The organism is Pseudomonas sp. (genome assembly GCF_049300855.1).
Classification (GTDB): Bacteria; Pseudomonadota; Gammaproteobacteria; order Pseudomonadales; family Pseudomonadaceae; genus Aquipseudomonas.
In genome coordinates this window covers 455,469-472,717 of the sequence record NZ_JBAQKH010000029.1, presented here as the reverse complement: position 1 = coordinate 472,717, position 17,249 = coordinate 455,469, and the positions used below count along the sequence as shown (strand labels likewise).

Annotated in this window: 13 protein-coding genes and 1 pseudogene; 11 read left to right on the top strand and 3 right to left on the bottom strand. The window is 58.9% G+C overall.

Features of this window, described 5'->3' with window-relative positions; all coding sequences use genetic code 11:
• Positions 1 to 137 precede the first annotated feature (137 nt).
• From WA225_RS17120 to WA225_RS17110, 3 genes are all read left to right on the top strand, one after another.
• Positions 138 to 1,250: an alkene reductase gene (locus WA225_RS17120; protein ID WP_422608828.1), complete on the top strand. Its 1,113-nt coding sequence runs from the start codon at positions 138 to 140 to the stop codon at positions 1,248 to 1,250.
• Positions 1,251 to 1,478: 228 nt separating this feature from the next.
• Entirely contained in the window at positions 1,479 to 2,438 is a 960-nt protein-coding gene (locus tag WA225_RS17115) for an EamA family transporter (RefSeq protein WP_422608827.1), read from the top strand.
• A gap of 231 nt (positions 2,439 to 2,669) precedes the next feature.
• On the top strand, positions 2,670 to 4,013 hold the full coding sequence (locus WA225_RS17110; RefSeq protein ID WP_422608826.1) for an MFS transporter: 1,344 nt from the start codon (positions 2,670 to 2,672) through the stop codon (positions 4,011 to 4,013).
• A 52-nt stretch (positions 4,014 to 4,065) separates the two neighbouring features.
• On the opposite strand, the gene WA225_RS17105 is transcribed toward WA225_RS17110, so the two are convergent.
• On the bottom strand, positions 4,066 to 5,181 hold the full coding sequence (locus tag WA225_RS17105) for a Rieske 2Fe-2S domain-containing protein (RefSeq protein WP_422608825.1): 1,116 nt from the start codon (positions 5,179 to 5,181) through the stop codon (positions 4,066 to 4,068).
• A 170-nt stretch (positions 5,182 to 5,351) separates the two neighbouring features.
• Between WA225_RS17105 and WA225_RS17100 the strand changes: the two genes are divergently transcribed.
• A complete protein-coding gene (locus tag WA225_RS17100; RefSeq protein ID WP_422608824.1) occupies positions 5,352 to 6,479 on the top strand; it encodes an alanine--glyoxylate aminotransferase family protein in 1,128 nt (375 codons plus the stop codon).
• Positions 6,480 to 6,519: 40 nt separating this feature from the next.
• On the opposite strand, the gene ppk2 is transcribed toward WA225_RS17100, so the two are convergent.
• Positions 6,520 to 7,437, bottom strand: coding sequence for a polyphosphate kinase 2 (gene ppk2, locus WA225_RS17095; protein WP_422608823.1), 918 nt, complete (start codon positions 7,435 to 7,437; stop codon positions 6,520 to 6,522).
• A 242-nt stretch (positions 7,438 to 7,679) separates the two neighbouring features.
• Here ppk2 and WA225_RS17090 point away from each other — a divergent pair, with 242 nt between their 5' ends.
• From WA225_RS17090 to WA225_RS17075, 4 genes and pseudogenes are all read left to right on the top strand, one after another.
• Positions 7,680 to 8,777, top strand: coding sequence for a carboxynorspermidine decarboxylase (locus tag WA225_RS17090; RefSeq protein ID WP_099759153.1), 1,098 nt, complete (start codon positions 7,680 to 7,682; stop codon positions 8,775 to 8,777).
• A gap of 29 nt (positions 8,778 to 8,806) precedes the next feature.
• Positions 8,807 to 10,051, top strand: coding sequence for a saccharopine dehydrogenase family protein (locus WA225_RS17085; protein ID WP_242208310.1), 1,245 nt, complete (start codon positions 8,807 to 8,809; stop codon positions 10,049 to 10,051).
• 214 nt (positions 10,052 to 10,265) lie between these two features.
• Positions 10,266 to 10,493: pseudogene (locus WA225_RS17080) on the top strand (LysR substrate-binding domain-containing protein); the annotation flags it as partial.
• Positions 10,494 to 10,850: 357 nt separating this feature from the next.
• Positions 10,851 to 11,876, top strand: coding sequence for a hypothetical protein (locus tag WA225_RS17075; protein ID WP_422608822.1), 1,026 nt, complete (start codon positions 10,851 to 10,853; stop codon positions 11,874 to 11,876).
• 210 nt (positions 11,877 to 12,086) lie between these two features.
• Here the strand turns inward: WA225_RS17075 and WA225_RS17070 are convergent, their stop codons facing one another.
• Entirely contained in the window at positions 12,087 to 13,295 is a 1,209-nt protein-coding gene (locus tag WA225_RS17070) for an MFS transporter (protein WP_422608937.1), read from the bottom strand.
• A gap of 229 nt (positions 13,296 to 13,524) precedes the next feature.
• Here WA225_RS17070 and WA225_RS17065 point away from each other — a divergent pair, with 229 nt between their 5' ends.
• From WA225_RS17065 to WA225_RS17055, 3 genes are all read left to right on the top strand, one after another.
• Positions 13,525 to 14,457, top strand: coding sequence for an AraC family transcriptional regulator N-terminal domain-containing protein (locus tag WA225_RS17065; protein WP_422608821.1), 933 nt, complete (start codon positions 13,525 to 13,527; stop codon positions 14,455 to 14,457).
• Between the two features lie 77 nt (positions 14,458 to 14,534).
• Entirely contained in the window at positions 14,535 to 14,990 is a 456-nt protein-coding gene (locus tag WA225_RS17060; protein WP_422608820.1) for a (2Fe-2S)-binding protein, read from the top strand.
• Positions 14,990 to 17,242: a molybdopterin cofactor-binding domain-containing protein gene (locus WA225_RS17055; protein WP_422608819.1), complete on the top strand. Its 2,253-nt coding sequence runs from the start codon at positions 14,990 to 14,992 to the stop codon at positions 17,240 to 17,242. The genes WA225_RS17060 and WA225_RS17055 overlap by 1 nt, the downstream gene beginning before the upstream one ends.
• Positions 17,243 to 17,249 lie beyond the last annotated feature (7 nt).

The window sequence follows — 17,249 nt, the reverse complement described above, 5'->3', positions numbered from 1 at the left end:
CGCCATTGCGCCGTGCGCAAAACAGCGTAGCGCCGGTCACCGATTATCAGCCCCGCTGAGCGCGGTTAAGTTAGCGGCACTGGTTCGCGGCGCAACTGCCGCACTTGAATTCCCTTTATCGATATCTGGAGCTACCCATGACTCGTCGTCTGTTCCAACCCCTCGCACTCGGTCCTTACACCCTCGCCCATCGCGTGGCCATGGCGCCGTTGACGCGCTCACGCGCCGGCCAACCGGGCGATGTACCGACGCCGATGAACGCCGAGTACTACCGCCAACGGGCCAGCGCCGCGCTGATCATCACCGAGGCCACACAAATCTCCCGGCAGGCTCAGGGATATGCCTGGACGCCGGGCATCTACAGCCCTGAGCAGGTTCGCGCGTGGCGTGACGTCAGCGCGGCGGTGCATGAGGCCGACGGGTTGATCTTCATGCAGCTGTGGCACGTCGGCCGGGTGTCCCACCCCAGTTTTCAACCCGATGCTGGCCTGCCGGTTGCGCCCAGCGCGCTGCCGGTGCCTGGCAAGACGTTTATCGTCGACGAAAACGGTCACGGCGTCTGGTGTGATGTGCCGGTGCCGCGCGCGCTGGAAACCGCGGAAATCGCCGGCATCGTCGAGGACTACCGCGTGGCCGCGCGCAACGCATTACAGGCGGGCATGGACGGTGTAGAGATTCATGCCGGCAACGGTTACCTGCTCGACCAGTTTCTTAACAGCAACAGCAACCAGCGTGACGATGCCTATGGCGGCAGCGTGGCGAATCGCGCGCGGTTTCTGCTGGAAGTGGTCGCGGCCGTGGCTGAAGAAGTCGGTGCCGAACGGGTCGGCGTACGCCTGACGCCGATGGGGCGTTTTATGGGCATGGGCGATGACACTCCAGAGGCAACCTTCGGCCACCTCGTCGAAGCGCTCAACCATTGGAATCTGGCCTACCTGCACCTGGTCGAGCCGGCGATGGTCGGCACAGTCAAAGACGAGAACTTCGACCCGCGCTGGGACGCGATCATTGCCCAGTTGCGCAAAACGTGGAACGGCGTGCTGATCCTGGCCGGCGGCTACGATGCGCAATCTGCCGAGCAGGCGCTGATCGCTGATCGTGCCGACATCATCGCTTTTGGCCGGCCGTTCCTGGCCAACCCGGATCTGCCGCGTCGGCTGCACGATGGTTTGGCGCTCAACGTGCCAGACCCTGGCAGCTTTTTCGGCGGGGATCAGCGTGGCTACATCGATTATCCATTTCATGCCTGAACAAATGCAGACCTGTGGAAGGGGCGGATGCGCCCCTTTTCTATTAGGTCATACGATCTCCGCAGTTAAACAGAGGCGAGGAAAATCCACCGTAACGCCAAAAATATGCCTGGCTTTGCGTTTTCAGGTCTATTGCTCGATGTCGCCGAATGCGATAAAACGGGCTAGTTGTACGACAACATAATAAAAACCAAGTCGTTCGAACGGCTAAAAATCCTGAGATCTGCCATGCCTCGCCCTACCGCTGCGCAAACCGTACCGCCGCCCTACCCCCGTTATCTGGCGGTGATCATTCTGTTGTGCATGGGCTGTGCGTTTGCCGGCAATCATGTGGCGGCGCGAGTCGCATTCGATGATGGTGCGGGGGTGCTGCTGGCGATTTTGATGCGGTCCGGCGGGACCTTGCTGGTGCTCGCCATCCTGGTGCTGTGGCAAAGACAAAGTCTGCGCTTGTCGGCGGGTGCATGGCGCTGGCAACTGTTGCTGGGGTTGCTGATCACTGCGCAGAGTCTGTGCCTTTACTCTGCTGTTGCACGGGTGCCGGTGGCGCTGGCCCTGCTGGTGGCGAACGTATTCCCCATTCTGCTGGCATTGCTCACCTGGGCGTTGGGTGGTCCGCGACCGAGCGCCCGCACCGCGACGTTGATGGGCTTGATTCTATTGGGTCTGGTGTTTGTGCTGGACATCCCCGGGCGTCTCTCGACCACGACAGACGTCAGTGCGCAATGGCTGACCGGCGTCGCGCTCGCGTTCTGCGCCGCCAGTGTGTTCGCCTGCGCGCTGTGGATCACCGACCACAAACTGTCTCAGTTACGCGGCTCGGTGCGCAGTCTGCTGACCATTTTCATCGTGTTCAGCAGCGTCAACCTGGCAGGGCTGACGGGCGCCCTTCCCGGCGGCTTGAACTTGCCCGCCACCTCGACCGGATGGCTGGCCCTCGCCACTCTGGTGGTGCTGTACGGCACCGGTTTTATCGTCCTGTTCATTTCCGTGCCTCGACTCGACATGCCGCGCAATGCGCCGGTCATGAACATCGAGCCATTGGCAACGCTGCTGATGGGCTGGATTGTACTGGACCAAATGCTCAGTAAAGGACAGATTCTCGGCGGGGTGATTGTGGTCACGGGCATCGTTTTGCTGACTTATCGTAAATCAGTGGTCAAGGCTGAGGTTAAAGTCAGTGCGTGAAGAAATGGCAACACCTGCGTCCCAACGTCGCAGCAAACAGCTCTTGGCAAATCCTGCACAAGCCTTAGAATCCCGCGCTCTCTTGCAGCCCCCATCGGTGGTTGCCTGCATCACTGTCACCAAAACGCGTACCTGAATGGTTGGCCGCACCTCGCTGACGTGTGTCCGACTCAACCGCCCTGCCCGATCGGCAGGCACTTGCACCACAACACACCCCGGCTTGGCAATCGCATGCGCAGAGGCGCACGTTGCGCTGTTCGATCTCTAGAGGTTTTTATGTCTCCGCGTTTGCTGGCCATGGCGCTGGCGCCCCTGCTCGGGCTGTTCATTGTTGCGCTGGGCAACGGTTTCCTGTCTTCGCTGACCACCCTTCGACTGGACGCCGCCGGTGCTTCGGCGACGATGATCGGTGTCGTTTCATCGGCCTACTTCATCGGTCTGACCCTGGGCGCCGTATTCAACGACCGTTTGATTTTGCGCATCGGCCATATCCGCGCCTACGGCAGCTTCGCCTCGCTGATTGCCGTAACCATCCTGCTGCAAGGATTGTTCTATGACACGTGGGGCTGGTTCGCCCTGCGCCTGATCAACGGCTGGGCCACGGTCGGCGTGTTTCTGGTGATCGAAAGCTGGCTGCTGCTCGCGGGCGACGCGAAGATTCGCGGGCGCTTGCTCGCGTTGTACATGATCGTCCTGTACGGCGCCGGTGTACTGGGCCAGGCAGCGCTGGGAAAAATCACCGGGTTGAGCGAGAGCGCACCGTTCATGGTTGCCGGCATGCTCGCTTCGTTTTCGGTGCTGCCGATCGTGATCCTGCCGCGCGTGTCGCCGCTGCTTGATCAGGTAGAACCGCTCAAGCCTCGACAACTGCTGGGCGTGACGCCGACCGGGCTGGTCGGCTGTTTCGGTTCGGGTGTCACCATCGCGGCGATTTACACCTTGCTGCCGCTGTATCTGCAACGCGCCGGTCTGAATGTCAGTGAAGTCGGCAGCATGATGGCCTGGACGATCCTCGGCGCGATGCTTCTGCAATACCCGGTCGGGCGTTGGTCCGACCGCAAGGATCGCTTGCAGGTGCTGACGATTCTGACGGTGGCGTGCACCGTGTTATCGCTGGTGATCGTGCTGTTGCCGCTGTCCTCGACAATGCTCGCGGTCATGTTGTTTCTGCTCGGTGGCGGTGTGTTTGCGCTGTACCCGGTGGCTGTCAGCCACGCTGCCGACCGTGCGCCTGCCGAAGCGTTGGTGCCGATGATTCAGGGCTTGCTGCTGATCAACTCACTGGGCTCGGCGATCAGCCCGATGATGATCTCACCGGTGATGAACTCGTTCGGCGCCAACGGTCTGTTCTGGGTATTTGCACTGGTCAACCTGTGCATGGTTACTTTCTTCCTGTGGCGCCGTGGCAAACGCCCGGTCCCGGCCAATCCGGCGCCGTTTGCAGCGGCGGCAACGTTCTCGCCGACGGGTGCGGAATTGCGGGTGACTGAAGATCTGCGTCAGGCAGTGCAGGAGCATCCGCCGATGGTTGATGCACTGAGCGGCGAGCCTTCGCCGCAATGTGAGACGCGCTGAGGGTTGCGCCAGTCTGCGCCAGTCTGCGCCAAGCGCAGACTGGCTCGCAGCACTATTCAGATTCGTGGGTGATATCCACGAGCGGAATCGGCTCAATCGCCCAAGCGCGAATCTGACGACGTTCGGGGCTGGGTACTGCACAGGCCCTGCGTCCGGTGAGCATTCGCGCAAGACGCTCTTCATCGATACGCCAGCCGCGCTGCTCCAGAGCCTGCACGTCTTTGCGAAAAGCAATCTGCAGCGCATCGGATTTCAACGAAACCTCCTGCTGAAAAGAGTCCGGCACACGTTCGGGCCGCACGTTTTTCAGCACGGCATGATCTTGTTCGAAGATACGGATATTGCTCGCAATGAACCGGCGATCCAGCAGTCGGGTACGCAGGAACGTTCTGCCCATCATCCACCAGGTGCGCGTGCGATTGGCGTCAATCGGCACATGCGCCGAGACGATGTAGATCCGCCAGCCGTTCGGTAACTCAAGCTCAAGCGTTGTGCATGGGCCGGACAAATGGAAACCCGGAACGGTGACCACACTGACAAACTCGGTGGAGGATTTGCGCCTCAGCAACCCTTTGCGTGCCGGCCTGCGCATGAGCATTTGCGCGCTGCCACTCCACGCATCGCTGTCGACCTCGAATGATTCAATCTCGGGATGATCCGGATCGCCAAAGGTTGAGCCATGCACGAACGGTGCATGGGCGAAATCCAGACCGTTTTCGATAATCCGGTCCCAACTGGCCTGCCAGTCAAAGTGACCCGAGACCACGCGGATGGCGGGATCGTCGATCCAGTCGAGCACGGGCAAGGGTGGACGCTCAGACTCCGGCAGATCACCTAAAAACGCCCAGATCCAACCGTAGCGTTCCAGCGTCGGGTACGCATCGACGCGGGCCTTGGCGGGAATCCGCAGGTCGGGCTGCGCCGGTATCTGCGTGCAGACGCCATCAGCGCCAAAGCGCCAGCCGTGATAGGGACACTGCACGCTGTTGCCGACCTTGCTGCCAGCGGACAGCGAGCCGCCGCGATGCACGCAAATATCCGAGAGCACATGAGCGACACCGGCGTCATCGCGGAACGCTACGAAAGGCTGTCCGAGCAATTGAACCGGCACCAATCCATCAGTCAGCTGTGACGATGGGACAACGACATACCAGAGGTTTGTGAGCATGGGGGCGTGCGATCCGTCAGTACGGTGAGTTCAAATCAGAAAAACCCTGGAATGCAAAACTAAACCAGAGGGCTCCACTTGGCCAACGTGATTTGCCAGTGCCCTTGCCCTGCCCTTTGCCTACACTTGCTTGCCAATGATGTTTACCTCTCTGCCAAAGGAGTTACGCCATGTCAAAGCTCTATCCCAGTATCGATCCTGAGGGGCTGGTCGAGTACTCGGTTGTTTACACCGACCGCTCGCTGAACCACATGTCGCAGTCCTTTCAAGGCGTGATGAAGAACATTTCCACGACCCTGAAACAGGTCTACAACGCCGAGGCTGTGGCGGTGGTTCCTGGCAGCGGCACTTTCGGCATGGAAGCGGTGGCGCGGCAGTTCGCCACCGACCAGCAATGTCTGGTGATACGCAACGGCTGGTTCAGTTATCGCTGGAGCCAGATTCTTGATATGGGCAATATCCCGGCGGTCACTACGGTGCTCAAAGCGCGGCCGGTCGAGACGGGTCGCCAGGCAGCCTATGCCCCGCCGCCGCTGGACGAAGTGCTGGCAGCCATTGCCGCGCAGAAGCCGAAAGTGGTTTTCGCGCCCCACGTTGAAACTTCATCCGGGATCCTCCTGCCCGACGACTACCTGCGAGCCGTCGGCGACGCTGTGCATGCAGTGGGTGGTCTGTTCGTGCTGGACTGCATCGCCTCCGGCACCATTTGGGTGGATATGCACCAATGCGCCGTCGACCTGCTGATCAGCGCGCCGCAGAAAGGCTGGAGCGCCTCCCCGTGCTGCGCTCTGGTGATGTTCAGTGCTTTGGCGCTTGAGCGCATCGAACAGACGCAAAGCAGCAGCTTCGCCTGCGACCTGAAAAAGTGGCTGCAGATCATGCAGGCCTACGAACAGGGTGGACATGCCTATCACGCGACCATGCCCAGTGATGCCCTCGCACGTTTTAACGAGGTCATGAAAGAGACGCAAGCCTACGGTTTCGACAAGGTTCGCGATGAACAACAGGCGCTGGGTGATCGGGTGCGCGCTCTATTGACCGGCAGAGGTTTCAAAAGCGTCGCCGCAGTCGGCTTTCAAGCGCCTGGTGTCGTGGTGAGTTACACCGAGGATGCCGACATCAAGAACGGCAAGAAATTTGCCGAGCACGGCCTGCAGATCGCCGCCGGCGTGCCGCTGCAATGCGACGAGCCGGCCGACTTCCAGACCTTCCGCCTCGGGCTGTTCGGACTTGAGAAGCTGCAGAATATCGAGCGCACGGTCAGCCTGCTGGAGCAGGCACTGGATGAGGTTATTTAGATACCCGGCAACCAGTCGTAGGGCTGCCCGGTTCGGCAGTTTAATAGACTTGAGGCACCATGATTTCCGGTGGCGTAGGACTGCGAGAGTAGTCCTCCTCGCGCACGCGCTGCGGCAGTTCAATCAGCGGTAACTCTACTTCTTCGTAAGGCATTTGGCCGAGTAGATGATTGATGCAGTTAAGTCGGGCTTTTTTCTTGTCGTCGGCTTGCACCACCCACCAGGGTGCTTCGGCAATGTGGGTGCGTTCGAGCATGATTTCCTTGGCCTTGGTATAGGCCTCCCAACGCCGACGTGACTCCAGATCCATCGGGCTGAGTTTCCACTGCTTGAGCGGGTCGTGAATGCGACTAAGGAAACGCAGGTGTTGTTCTTGGTCGGAAATGGAAAACCAGTACTTGATCAACTGAATGCCGGAACGGGCGAGCATCCGTTCAAACTCTGGCACGGTCCGGAAAAATTCTTCGTACTGATAGTCGTTGCAAAATCCCATTACCTTTTCAACGCCGGCGCGGTTGTACCAACTGCGGTCAAATAGCACGATCTCACCTGCTGCCGGCAGGTGCGAGACATATCGCTGGAAGTACCATTGAGTTCGCTCGCGGTCGTTGGGCGCGGGCAAGGCAGCGACACGGCAAACCCGGGGGTTGAGCCGCTGGGTTATGCGCTTGATTACCCCTCCCTTGCCAGCTGCATCGCGCCCTTCGAACAAGATCACTACCTTGTGTCCGGTCTTGACCACCCAGCTTTGCAGCTTCACCAGTTCACCTTGCAGGCGAAACAGTTCGCTGAAATAAAGCCGTCTGTCGTCCTTCTCAATACCATTCGGAACATGGTCATCGAACAGCGCGTTCAGATCATGCCCGTCTTCGGACAACTCCAATTCCAGCTCCTCGTCACTGTGGTCGAGCAGCTCGCGCTGAATGCGGTGTATCAACTGATCTTGAGCTGAGGGCATGGTGAAGACCTCGGGGACGGGATGGTACTGCCATACTGACGGCGATTTATGACTGAGCAGTTACCGGGGTTCTCGGGATTGCTGATTGCTTGAAGCAGACGTTGTATACCGGCCGGACGTCCCGAGCGTTCAACCTTTCGCGGGTATTTACTGAGCCAGTCCTACGCTCTGCTCTTTCGATATGTGGTCAGTCCGGGCACAATGCGCATCCTTTTTTGGCTGGCCTTGCCGGAGGCCTCGAAATGATCAAGACACCGTACTACCTCATCGATAAACAGAAACTGCTGACCAACATGCAGAAGATCGCCTATGTGCGCGAACAGTCGGGGGCCAAGGCCTTGCTGGCGCTCAAGTGCTTCGCGACCTGGTCGGTGTTCGACTTGATGCAGCAATACATGGACGGCACCACGTCGTCGTCGCTGTACGAACTCAAGCTCGGTCGTCAGAAGTTCGAAGGCGAAACCCACGCCTACAGCGTGGCCTGGGCTGACGATGAGATTGAGGAGATGCTCGACAATTGCGACAAGATCATCTTCAACTCCATCAGCCAGCTGCAACGCTTTGCCGAGCGCTCTGAGGGCAAAGTCCGTGGCCTGCGCGTTAACCCGCAAGTCAGCAGCTCCGATTATCTGCTGGCCGACCCGGCGCGTCCGTTCAGCCGTCTAGGCGAATGGGACCCGGTGAAGATCGAAGGCGTTATCAGCCAGATCTCCGGCTTCATGTTCCACAATAACTGTGAGAACGGTGATTTTGGCCTGTTCGACCAAATGCTCTGCACCATCGAAGAGCGTTTCGGTGAACTGCTGCACAAGGTCAGCTGGGTCAGCCTGGGCGGCGGCATTCACTTCACCGGTGAAGGCTACGCACTGGACGCGTTCTGCGCTCGTCTCAAGGCGTTCTCGCAAAAGTACGGCGTGCAGGTCTATCTGGAGCCTGGCGAAGCGGCGATCACTAACAGCGCTTCGCTGGAAGTCACCGTGCTCGACACCCTCTACAACGGCAAGCACCTGGCCGTCGTGGACAGCTCCATTGAAGCCCATTTGCTCGACCTGTTGATCTATCGCCTGAACGCCAAGCTGGCGCCGAGCGAGGGTGAACACACCTACATGGTGTGCGGCAAATCGTGCCTGGCCGGAGACATCTTCGGCGAGTTCCAGTTTGACCGTCCGCTGGCCATCGGTGATCGACTGTCATTCATCGATACCGCCGGCTACACCATGGTCAAGAAGAACTGGTTCAACGGCCTGAAAATGCCATCCATCGTGGTGAAACAACTCGATGGTACCGTCGAAGTGGTTCGCCAATTCGGTTACGAAGACTACCTGTCCAGCCTTTCTTGAAACGGACAGATAAAGGAGAGAAAAAGCAATTGAAAAAGAACGTTCTTATCATTGGTGCAGGAGGTGTCGCTAAGGTGGTGGCCCACAAGTGCGCGCAGCATAACGATGAACTCGGTCGTATCGCTATCGCGTCGCGCAACATCTCCAAATGCCAGGCCATCATCGACAGCGTCAAGGCCAAGGGTAGCCTCAAACAGCCCGCCGATATCAAAGCCTTCTCGCTCAATGCGCTGGATGTCGAGGCGACCAAAGCACTGATCCGTGAAACCGGATCCCAGATCGTCATCAACGTCGGCTCCGCGTTCCTCAACATGTCGGTGCTGCGTGCCTGCATCGATACCGGCGTCGCTTATCTCGACACCGCCATTCACGAAGAGCCGGGCAAGATCTGCGAAACCCCGCCCTGGTATGGCAACTATGAGTGGAAGCACCTCGCCGAGTGCCAAGAGAAGAACATCACCGCCATTCTCGGCGTGGGCTTCGACCCGGGTGTGGTCAACGCCTATGCAGCACTGGCACAACAACAGTATTTCGACCGCATTGATTCGATCGACATTCTTGACGTCAATGCCGGTTCCCACGGCAAATATTTCGCCACCAATTTCGATCCGGAAATCAATTTCCGTGAATTCACCGGGCAGGTGTGGAGCTGGCAGAACAGCCAGTGGACCAGCAACACCATGTTCGAAGTCAAACGCACCGACGACCTGCCGGTCGTAGGCTCGCAGAACCTGTACCTGACCGGTCACGATGAAGTGCACTCGCTATCGAAGAATCTGGACGTACCCAACGTGCGTTTCTGGATGAGTTTTGGCGAGCACTACATCAACGTGTTCACGGTCCTCAGGAACCTCGGCCTGCTGTCCGAACAACCGGTCAAGACCGCTGAAGGCCTGGAAGTCGTGCCGCTGAAAGTGGTCAAGGCCGTGCTGCCTGATCCGAGTTCGCTGGCGCCCGGCTACACCGGCAAGACCTGCATCGGTGACCTGGTCAAGGGCACCAAGGATGGCCAGTCGCGCGAAGTGTTCATCTACAACGTGGCCGATCACGAGGAAGCCTTTGCCGAAACCGACAGCCAGGGCATTTCCTACACCGCCGGCGTACCGCCTGTTGCCGCGGCCCTGCTGGTCGCCCGTGGCGAGTGGGATGTGCAGCGCATGGCCAACGTCGAGGAACTGCCGGCTGAGCCGTTCCTCAAGGCGCTGGACGTCATGGGACTGCCGACCCGCATCAAGGATGAAAACGGAGATCGTCCCTGGAACGGCGTAGCCTGAGGCTCGCAATAACCCGCGACGCGTCACTGCCTGCTACAAAAAACGCCGCTCATTGAGCGGCGTTTTTGTCTGCACTGAAAATCAGGACACGGCTTCTGGACATTGTTGCGCCGGATTCCTGCTCCTGCTCTGTTGTTGCCGGGCGAGCAGTGCCTGTACGTCAGCGACGGCATCCAGAACCCGCTGCGCCCAATGCTCATCCTCCGGATGCACTACACTGGCACAACTCGCGCGAATGGGCGCCGGCATTGCCCGTATCGGCGAGTTCAGCGTGAGCGAGGATCTGCAGCGCGGCGACCTGATTGCGCTGCTGGAAGCGTGGAACCCGGGGGACCAGGAGCCGATTCATGCGGTGTTCGTCGGCGGCGCGACGATGCCGGCGCGGGTGCGATTGTTTGTGGACTTCCTGGTGGAACATCACCGGATGTCAGCCGAGACGTAAGCTGATATTCGCGCAGCTGCATTGCGGATAATTCGGCGCGTGCGAATGACATCCCAAACATAAGGTGCGGTGCAAGGAAATCACCCTTTGAGTACATTTCGAAAGTATCTTTGCCTGGACTTGTCACTTTGGATCTGACTCGGTTTCTGGAATACCACGCGTCCTCTAATTATCTTGCAATGAGGCAGCCTGCTACGGAACAGCGCTCGCACTCGCGGCGGTCATCTCAATGTTGGGTCTGGCGCCGTGCGCTGAGTCGATGACTTGGGCGGAGAACATTAAAGCTCCTGCCTTTTTTTCCGATAATGCAGTAGCTGGATCTCATCACAAACACATTTTTGCAGGATCATTGCGTTAATGAAAAATCAAAACCTGACAAGCACTGCTGCTCCTGAGGATTCGCAGTCAATTAGTAGAGGAAGAAATTTTCGCGATCTTATGAAGAGAATTGCATTAGCTGGCGTCGCGCTTTGTTTTTTCCTTTTTATTATTCCGGCTCATTGGCGATTTGTATTTTTTTCAACAACTGTATTTCTGCTGATAGTCGCGGGCGGAATTCGGATGATGCAAATTCTCCACCCAGGAAAATATGAATTCACCGAACGTTGGGGGATTATAGTAAATTGGTACGAAAACCTTGAGCGCCGTCATCAACTTTACCTTAACGTCACCCTGTGCCTGCCCCTTCTGGGTTATTTTTACCTGCTGGACGCAAACAATATATTTGCACCGACCGCTATATTGTTTTTTATTTATTGCCTGTGCGTTGTTGCTTATGATGTTTATCGCATCTACGCAATTCTTTATGAGACATCGGTTGGCAAGGGGCTCATTGCCATCGCATTTGCTATTGGCTCTAATCTCGCGTTCAGCATCTCGGGAAATATAATAGGCGCGACGACTCATGTGCCGCCTATAACCTTTCCGCATACATTGTCTTTTCTAGCAATCTTTGCAATTCCATTTCTCTTTCTTGCTGCGGGAGCAGTTTTCATACCCGCCTCCATTGTAATGGCTCCAATTCTTATCTATGGATCGAGTTTTGCAAAAAAAGCACCACGACTTACAAAGTGGTTTTTTGGGGTTGAGCTAAATAGCAAAAAAAATCGCTACGTTATTGCCACAGTGATTTTCCAGATAATTTTTTACACGGCTATTGGAACGTGCGCACCAGCAACATTCCTCCTTCTGCTTAATCGATACAACCAACAACTAGAACTGACAATTGGAAAATCGATATACGAATTCGACATGTATCCCGGTACAGAATGCAAGACGGGGTTGAATTATCGCCAAGCAGCGTTAGGCGACGAGAACTATATTTTGGCAAGCAAAAGATCAACGGGAATAACATTCGAACCGCCCAAGAAGTGTGCTCTCTGACCAGCCCCTTGCTGGCGTGGTACTCCAGAAGAAACGCAAAAAAGAAGCAACTGACGGTGAGGCGAAGGCCTCACCCGCCAACAACCTGATCGGGTCAGGTCGACGTTAATCTTGCGGTCGTGCGGCCCTCTTGGGCATCGCGCTTATGCAATAGCCGGGGAAGAAGGTTTGTCATTGAGTCCCACGCTGCCTCATGAGGTACTGATCTCGTCAGGCTGTCGCGTGCGACTCGACGAGATGAACTTCCGTGGCATTGCGGCCTGCCAACCAGGCCAGCACAGAAGCTGCGACCAACACTGCGGCGCTAAGCTCGAATGTAGCTTTGTAACCGCTCAGATCGAAGGCCAGACCGCCGATGATTGCGCCGCCGGCGATCGCCAGTTGGACAATCGCCACGAGCAAGCCGCCTCCGGCCTCCGCATCATCGGGCAGCGTTTGCGCCAGCCATGTCCACCAGCCGACTGGCGCGGCCGTGGCGACCAGTCCCCAGAGGCCGAGCAAGACGGCAGTCAGCAGCGGTGATTTGCCGAAGCTGACTAATGCCAGCGCGATGGCCGCCATGATCAGCGGGATGACGGTCAGCGTGCGGTAGAGGCCGCGGCCGATAAACCGTTCGATCAAAAAGGTGCCGATAAAGCCGGCCAGTCCCAGCCCCAGCAGCATCAAGGACAACGTAGAAACGCTGACGCCCGTCACGCCTTCCAGAAAAGGTCGCAGGTAGGTGAACAGCATGAACTGGCCCATGAAAAAGACGCTGACGGCGACCATGCCCAGAGCGACGGGCAACTGTTTCATCAGCCGTAGAACGTTGCCGCTATTTGCCTGGCGCTCGACCTTGAAGGACGGCAGGCTGATCAGCAGCCACACGGCGGCAAGCACGGCGACCGGAACCACACAGAAGAATGCGCCGCGCCAGCCGATCAGCGAGCCGAGAAAACTCCCTGCAGGAGCGGCGATGACCGTCGCCAGCGCGTTACCACCATTGACGATGGCCAGCGCTCGCGCAACCTGTGCAGGCTTCACCAGGCGCATTGCGGTCGCCGCCGACAATGACCAGAAACCACCAATCGCTATCCCGATCAACGCACGTCCGAACATGAATGACGGGTAACCCGGCGCGACCGCGACGACCGTACCGGAGACGATCATCAGCAAGGTCAGGCCCAGCAGCAATTTCTTGCGTTCGATGCGCGCGGCCACCGAAGCAATCAACAGACTGGTGATCAAGGCAAACGCACCCGAGACGGAAATCCCCTGCCCGGCCTGGCCTTCGGTGATATGCAGGTCGGCTGCAATCGGCGTCAGCAAGCTGACCGGCATGAACTCTGAAGCGACCAGGGCGAATGCGGCCAACGACATGGCCAGCACGGCGCTCCAGCCGCCTGTTCTTTTAGAAGGATCTGTAGAAGGAAACGTCATGGGGACTACCTGTGGTGCGAAAAACCTGTGGATGTGATGCGCAGGGGCAAGCATTTTTTCGCCCATCCGGACACTGCCCCTGAAACAGATAGACACATTCTCCCGGTCAATCCGGCCCTTCCCTAGCGCATTCCTCTTGAATGCTTGCCTGATCCTCTGGCGATGCAGGGTGATGGATAGGAAACGTCTCGTGCGCGGATTAGAGTTCGGTCAACAGGAGTGACCCGACATGATCCCTACCCCTCTGCCCGAGGAATCACCTTTGGCGTTGCACATTGACCCGCGCGTGAGTGCGCCGGGTGACTTCGCCACGGCCATACCCGGGCTGTCGCTGTTTCGTCGCGACCAGCCAGCGCCGCCCGTGGTGTGCATGATCGAACCCAGCCTGATTCTCGTCGGTCGCGGCGAAAAACGTTTGTGGGTCGGTGGTGAGGGCTACAGCTATGACCCTTCGCGGTTTCTGGTGACCTCTCTGGACCTGCCCGCCAACTCCGAAGTGATGCTTGCCAGCCCCGAGCGGCCCTGTGTCGGCCTTGTGTTGAAGCTGGATGTGAGCATGCTCGCCGAGGTCATCACCAAAAGTGGCTTGCCGGCCAAGCGGCAGCCATCAACAGGCTCCGGCGCCGCGATTGGCAGCCTGTCGTCTGCGCTGGAGGATGCGCTCGATCGCCTGCTGGCATTGCTCGATGAGCCCGAGGCGATCCCGGTGCTGGCGCCGCTGATTCTGCGCGAAATCCACTATCGGTTGTTGCATACCGACCAAGGTGCACGCCTGCGGCAAATCACGGCCGTCGATGGTCAGGGTTACCGCATCGCCAAAGCGATTGACTGGCTCAAGGTCAACTACGCCGATGCCCTGCGCATCGACGATCTGGCCGCGCGGGTGCAGATGAGCGCGCCGACCTTTCACCATCATTTCCGCCAACTGACCGGCATGAGTCCGCTGCAGTACCAGAAATGGCTGCGGCTCAACGAAGCGCGGCGGCTGATGCTGGTCGAGCGCCTCGACGTTTCGCGGGCGGCATTTGCAGTCGGCTATGAAAGCCCTTCGCAGTTCAGCCGTGAATATGGCCGGCTGTTCGGCACCGCGCCGAGTCGCGACATCGCCCTGTTGCGCGGGCAGCCATTCGAGGCAGAAGCGCTCGGCACAGTCGCCAATTGAACGAAAAATGCTGATGCGCCTCGCTGCGTGTCACCGCTCATAACAATGCACGTCAACCGATGATCAGCGGGTGAACCATGGAACTACGAATCAACCAGAAGACCTATCAGGTCGATGCCGACGCCGATACGCCCTTGCTGTGGGTGATCCGCGATGATCTGGGCATGACCGGCACCAAGTACGGCTGTGGGCTGGCGCAATGTGGCGCCTGCTCGGTGCTGGTCGACGGCAATGTGGTGCGCTCGTGCGTCACGCCGGTAGCCGGTGTGGTTGGCCGCGAGGTCACCACCATTGAGGCGATCGAAAGCGATGAAGTGGGCAAACGGGTGGTCTCGACCTGGGTCGATTTGCAGGTCGCCCAGTGCGGCTATTGCCAGTCCGGGCAAGTGATGGCCGCCACCGCGCTGCTTAAACAAAATCCCAAACCGAATGATGCGCAAATCGAGGCGGCGATGGTCAATCTGTGCCGCTGCGGAACGTACAACGCCATTCATGCCGCCGTGCATGAACTGGCCGGCAAGGGAGACGCGTGATGAACGTTCGTATCGACCCTTCACAGCACGCCTCGCTACTGGATCTGCACGAACCGATCAATGTTTCGCGCAGACGTTTTCTGACCGGTACCGCCGTCGGCGCACTGGTCCTCGGCTTCGGCCTGCCGCTCGGTGCGACACGCGTGCAAGCTGCCGTTGCAGCGGCGACGACCGAACGTGGCACGCAGGTGCCGGCGTTTCTGGAGATTCGCCCGGACAACCGCGTGCGTCTGCTCTGCCCGTTCATGGAAGGCGGACAAGGCACGTTCACGGCGATGGCGCAGATTGTCGGTGAAGAACTGGATGCCGATCCGTCGACGTTTCTGGTCGAAGCGGCGCCGCCCGGCGAAGCCTATGTGGTGTTGGAAAACGGCATGCGCATCACCGGCGGCAGCATGTCGGTACGCATGAGTTACCCGGTCATGCGCCGCCTCGGCGCCCTCGCCCGCGCCATGTTATTGCAGGCAGGCGCGCAGCAACTTGGCGTGCCGGTAAGTGAATTGAGCACCGAGCCCGGTAAAGTCGTGCACGCCAACTCGGGCCGCTCGCTCGCTTACGGTGAACTGGCCGAGCGCGCGATGGATCTGCCGGTTCCCGATCCGGCCTCCGTGACGCTGCGTGATCCGAGCCAGTTCCGCTGGATCGGCAAACCGGTGAAGCGCCTCGATGCCTACGACAAGTCCACCGGCAAGGCGCTGTACAGCATCGATCTGAAAGTCGACGACATGCTCCATGCCGCCGTTCAACATGCCCCGCGCCTGGGCATGACCGTGGGCAACCTGCGCAACGAAGAGCAGGTCAAGGCCATGAAAGGCGTGCATTCCGTGCATCGTCTGCCGGGTGCCGTGGCGGTGGTTGCCGAGCGTTGGTGGCACGCCAAACGTGCGGTCGAAGCGATTCAGGTCGACTGGCAAGAGCCAACGGCCGAGAGCCAAGTGCGGCCGATGCCCGCCGACTTTTCCAGCGATGCCTGGTTCAAGCGTCTCGCTGAAGATAAAGGCCCGGCCAAAGATGATGAGAACCAAGGCGACGTGGCGGCGATTCTCAAGGAAACCAAGACCCGGATCGACGCCACTTACCACAACCAATACCTGAACCACGGGCAGTTGGAGCCGCCGTCGGCACTGGCGCGATTCAACCCGGACGGTTCGCTGGAAGTCTGGCTGCCGAATCAGGCGCCGGACATGTTCCGCGCCGACATCGCCAAACGCACGGGCCTCGATCCGTCGCGCATCACCTTGCATTCGCCGCTGCTGGGCGGGTTCTTTGGCCGGCATTTTCTCTACGACTCGGCCAGCCCCTATCCGCAGGCAATCGCGCTGGCGAAAGTGGTTGGCCGTCCGGTCAAACTGATCTGGAGTCGCGAAGAAGAATTTCTGCGTGACGTGCTCCGTCCCGTTGCCGCAGTGAATTTCCGTGCTGCGCTGGATAACGACGGCTGGCCGCTGGCAATCGAAGCGATCAGTGCCACCGAAGGGCCGACCGAAGCGCTCGCCGGCAAACAGGGTGAAAAACTCGACCCGACGGCACTTGAAGGCTTGTCGGGCAAATCCTATGCGATCGCCAACAAGCGCATCGCGCAGATCTACGTCAAAGGCCCGGCGATGCTCGGTTACTGGCGTTCGGTGGGCAATTCGCTCAACGACTTCTTCTATGAATCGTTCCTCGATGAGCTGGCCGACAAGGGTGGCAAAGACCCGTTCGACCTGCGTCTGCATTTACTGCGTGACAACAAACGCCTGACCACCCTGCTGCAAGCGGTGGGTGAACTGTCCGGAGGTTGGAAGCGCGGGCCGTTTACCGCCGAAGACGGAAGCAAACGTGCGCGCGGTGTGGCCATGGCTTCGCCGTTCGGAACGGAGACGGCGGTGATCGCCGAGGTGTCCATCGAAAACGGTCAGGTCAAGGTGCACGATATCTGGCAGGCGATTGACCCGGGCAGCATCGTCAACCCGGCGATTGTCGAGGCGCAGGTCAATGGTGCCGTGGCGTTGGGACTGTCGCAAACGCTGGTGGAAGAAGCCGTGTGGGTGGATGGCAAACCGCGGGCGCGCAACTACGACTTGTATCCGATCCTGCCGCCTGCGCGGATGGCCCGGGTTCATGTGCGGGTGGTCGAGAGCGGAGAAAAAATGGGCGGCATCGGTGAACCGCCGTTGCCTGCGGTCGCGCCCGCCGTCGCTAACGCGGTGGCAAGGCTAACCGGTCAGCGGGTGCGCAGCCTGCCCATGAGCCGACACACCTTCACTTGATCAGCGC

Excerpts from the sequence above, each read along its gene's own strand:
- WA225_RS17075 (WP_422608822.1), top strand. The coding sequence starts at position 10,851 with ATGAAAAATCAAAACCTGACAAGCACTGCTGCTCCTGAGGATTCGCAG.
- WA225_RS17055 (WP_422608819.1), top strand. The coding sequence starts at position 14,990 with ATGAACGTTCGTATCGACCCTTCACAGCACGCCTCGCTACTGGATCTG.
- WA225_RS17110 (WP_422608826.1), top strand. The coding sequence starts at position 2,670 with ATGCGCAGAGGCGCACGTTGCGCTGTTCGATCTCTAGAGGTTTTTATG.
- WA225_RS17115 (WP_422608827.1), top strand. The coding sequence starts at position 1,479 with ATGCCTCGCCCTACCGCTGCGCAAACCGTACCGCCGCCCTACCCCCGT.
- WA225_RS17060 (WP_422608820.1), top strand. The coding sequence starts at position 14,535 with ATGGAACTACGAATCAACCAGAAGACCTATCAGGTCGATGCCGACGCC.
- WA225_RS17070 (WP_422608937.1), bottom strand. The coding sequence starts at position 13,295 with ATGACGTTTCCTTCTACAGATCCTTCTAAAAGAACAGGCGGCTGGAGC.
- WA225_RS17100 (WP_422608824.1), top strand. The coding sequence starts at position 5,352 with ATGTCAAAGCTCTATCCCAGTATCGATCCTGAGGGGCTGGTCGAGTAC.
- WA225_RS17065 (WP_422608821.1), top strand. The coding sequence starts at position 13,525 with ATGATCCCTACCCCTCTGCCCGAGGAATCACCTTTGGCGTTGCACATT.
- WA225_RS17120 (WP_422608828.1), top strand. The coding sequence starts at position 138 with ATGACTCGTCGTCTGTTCCAACCCCTCGCACTCGGTCCTTACACCCTC.
- ppk2 (WP_422608823.1), bottom strand. The coding sequence starts at position 7,437 with ATGCCCTCAGCTCAAGATCAGTTGATACACCGCATTCAGCGCGAGCTG.
- WA225_RS17105 (WP_422608825.1), bottom strand. The coding sequence starts at position 5,181 with ATGCTCACAAACCTCTGGTATGTCGTTGTCCCATCGTCACAGCTGACT.
- WA225_RS17090 (WP_099759153.1), top strand. The coding sequence starts at position 7,680 with ATGATCAAGACACCGTACTACCTCATCGATAAACAGAAACTGCTGACC.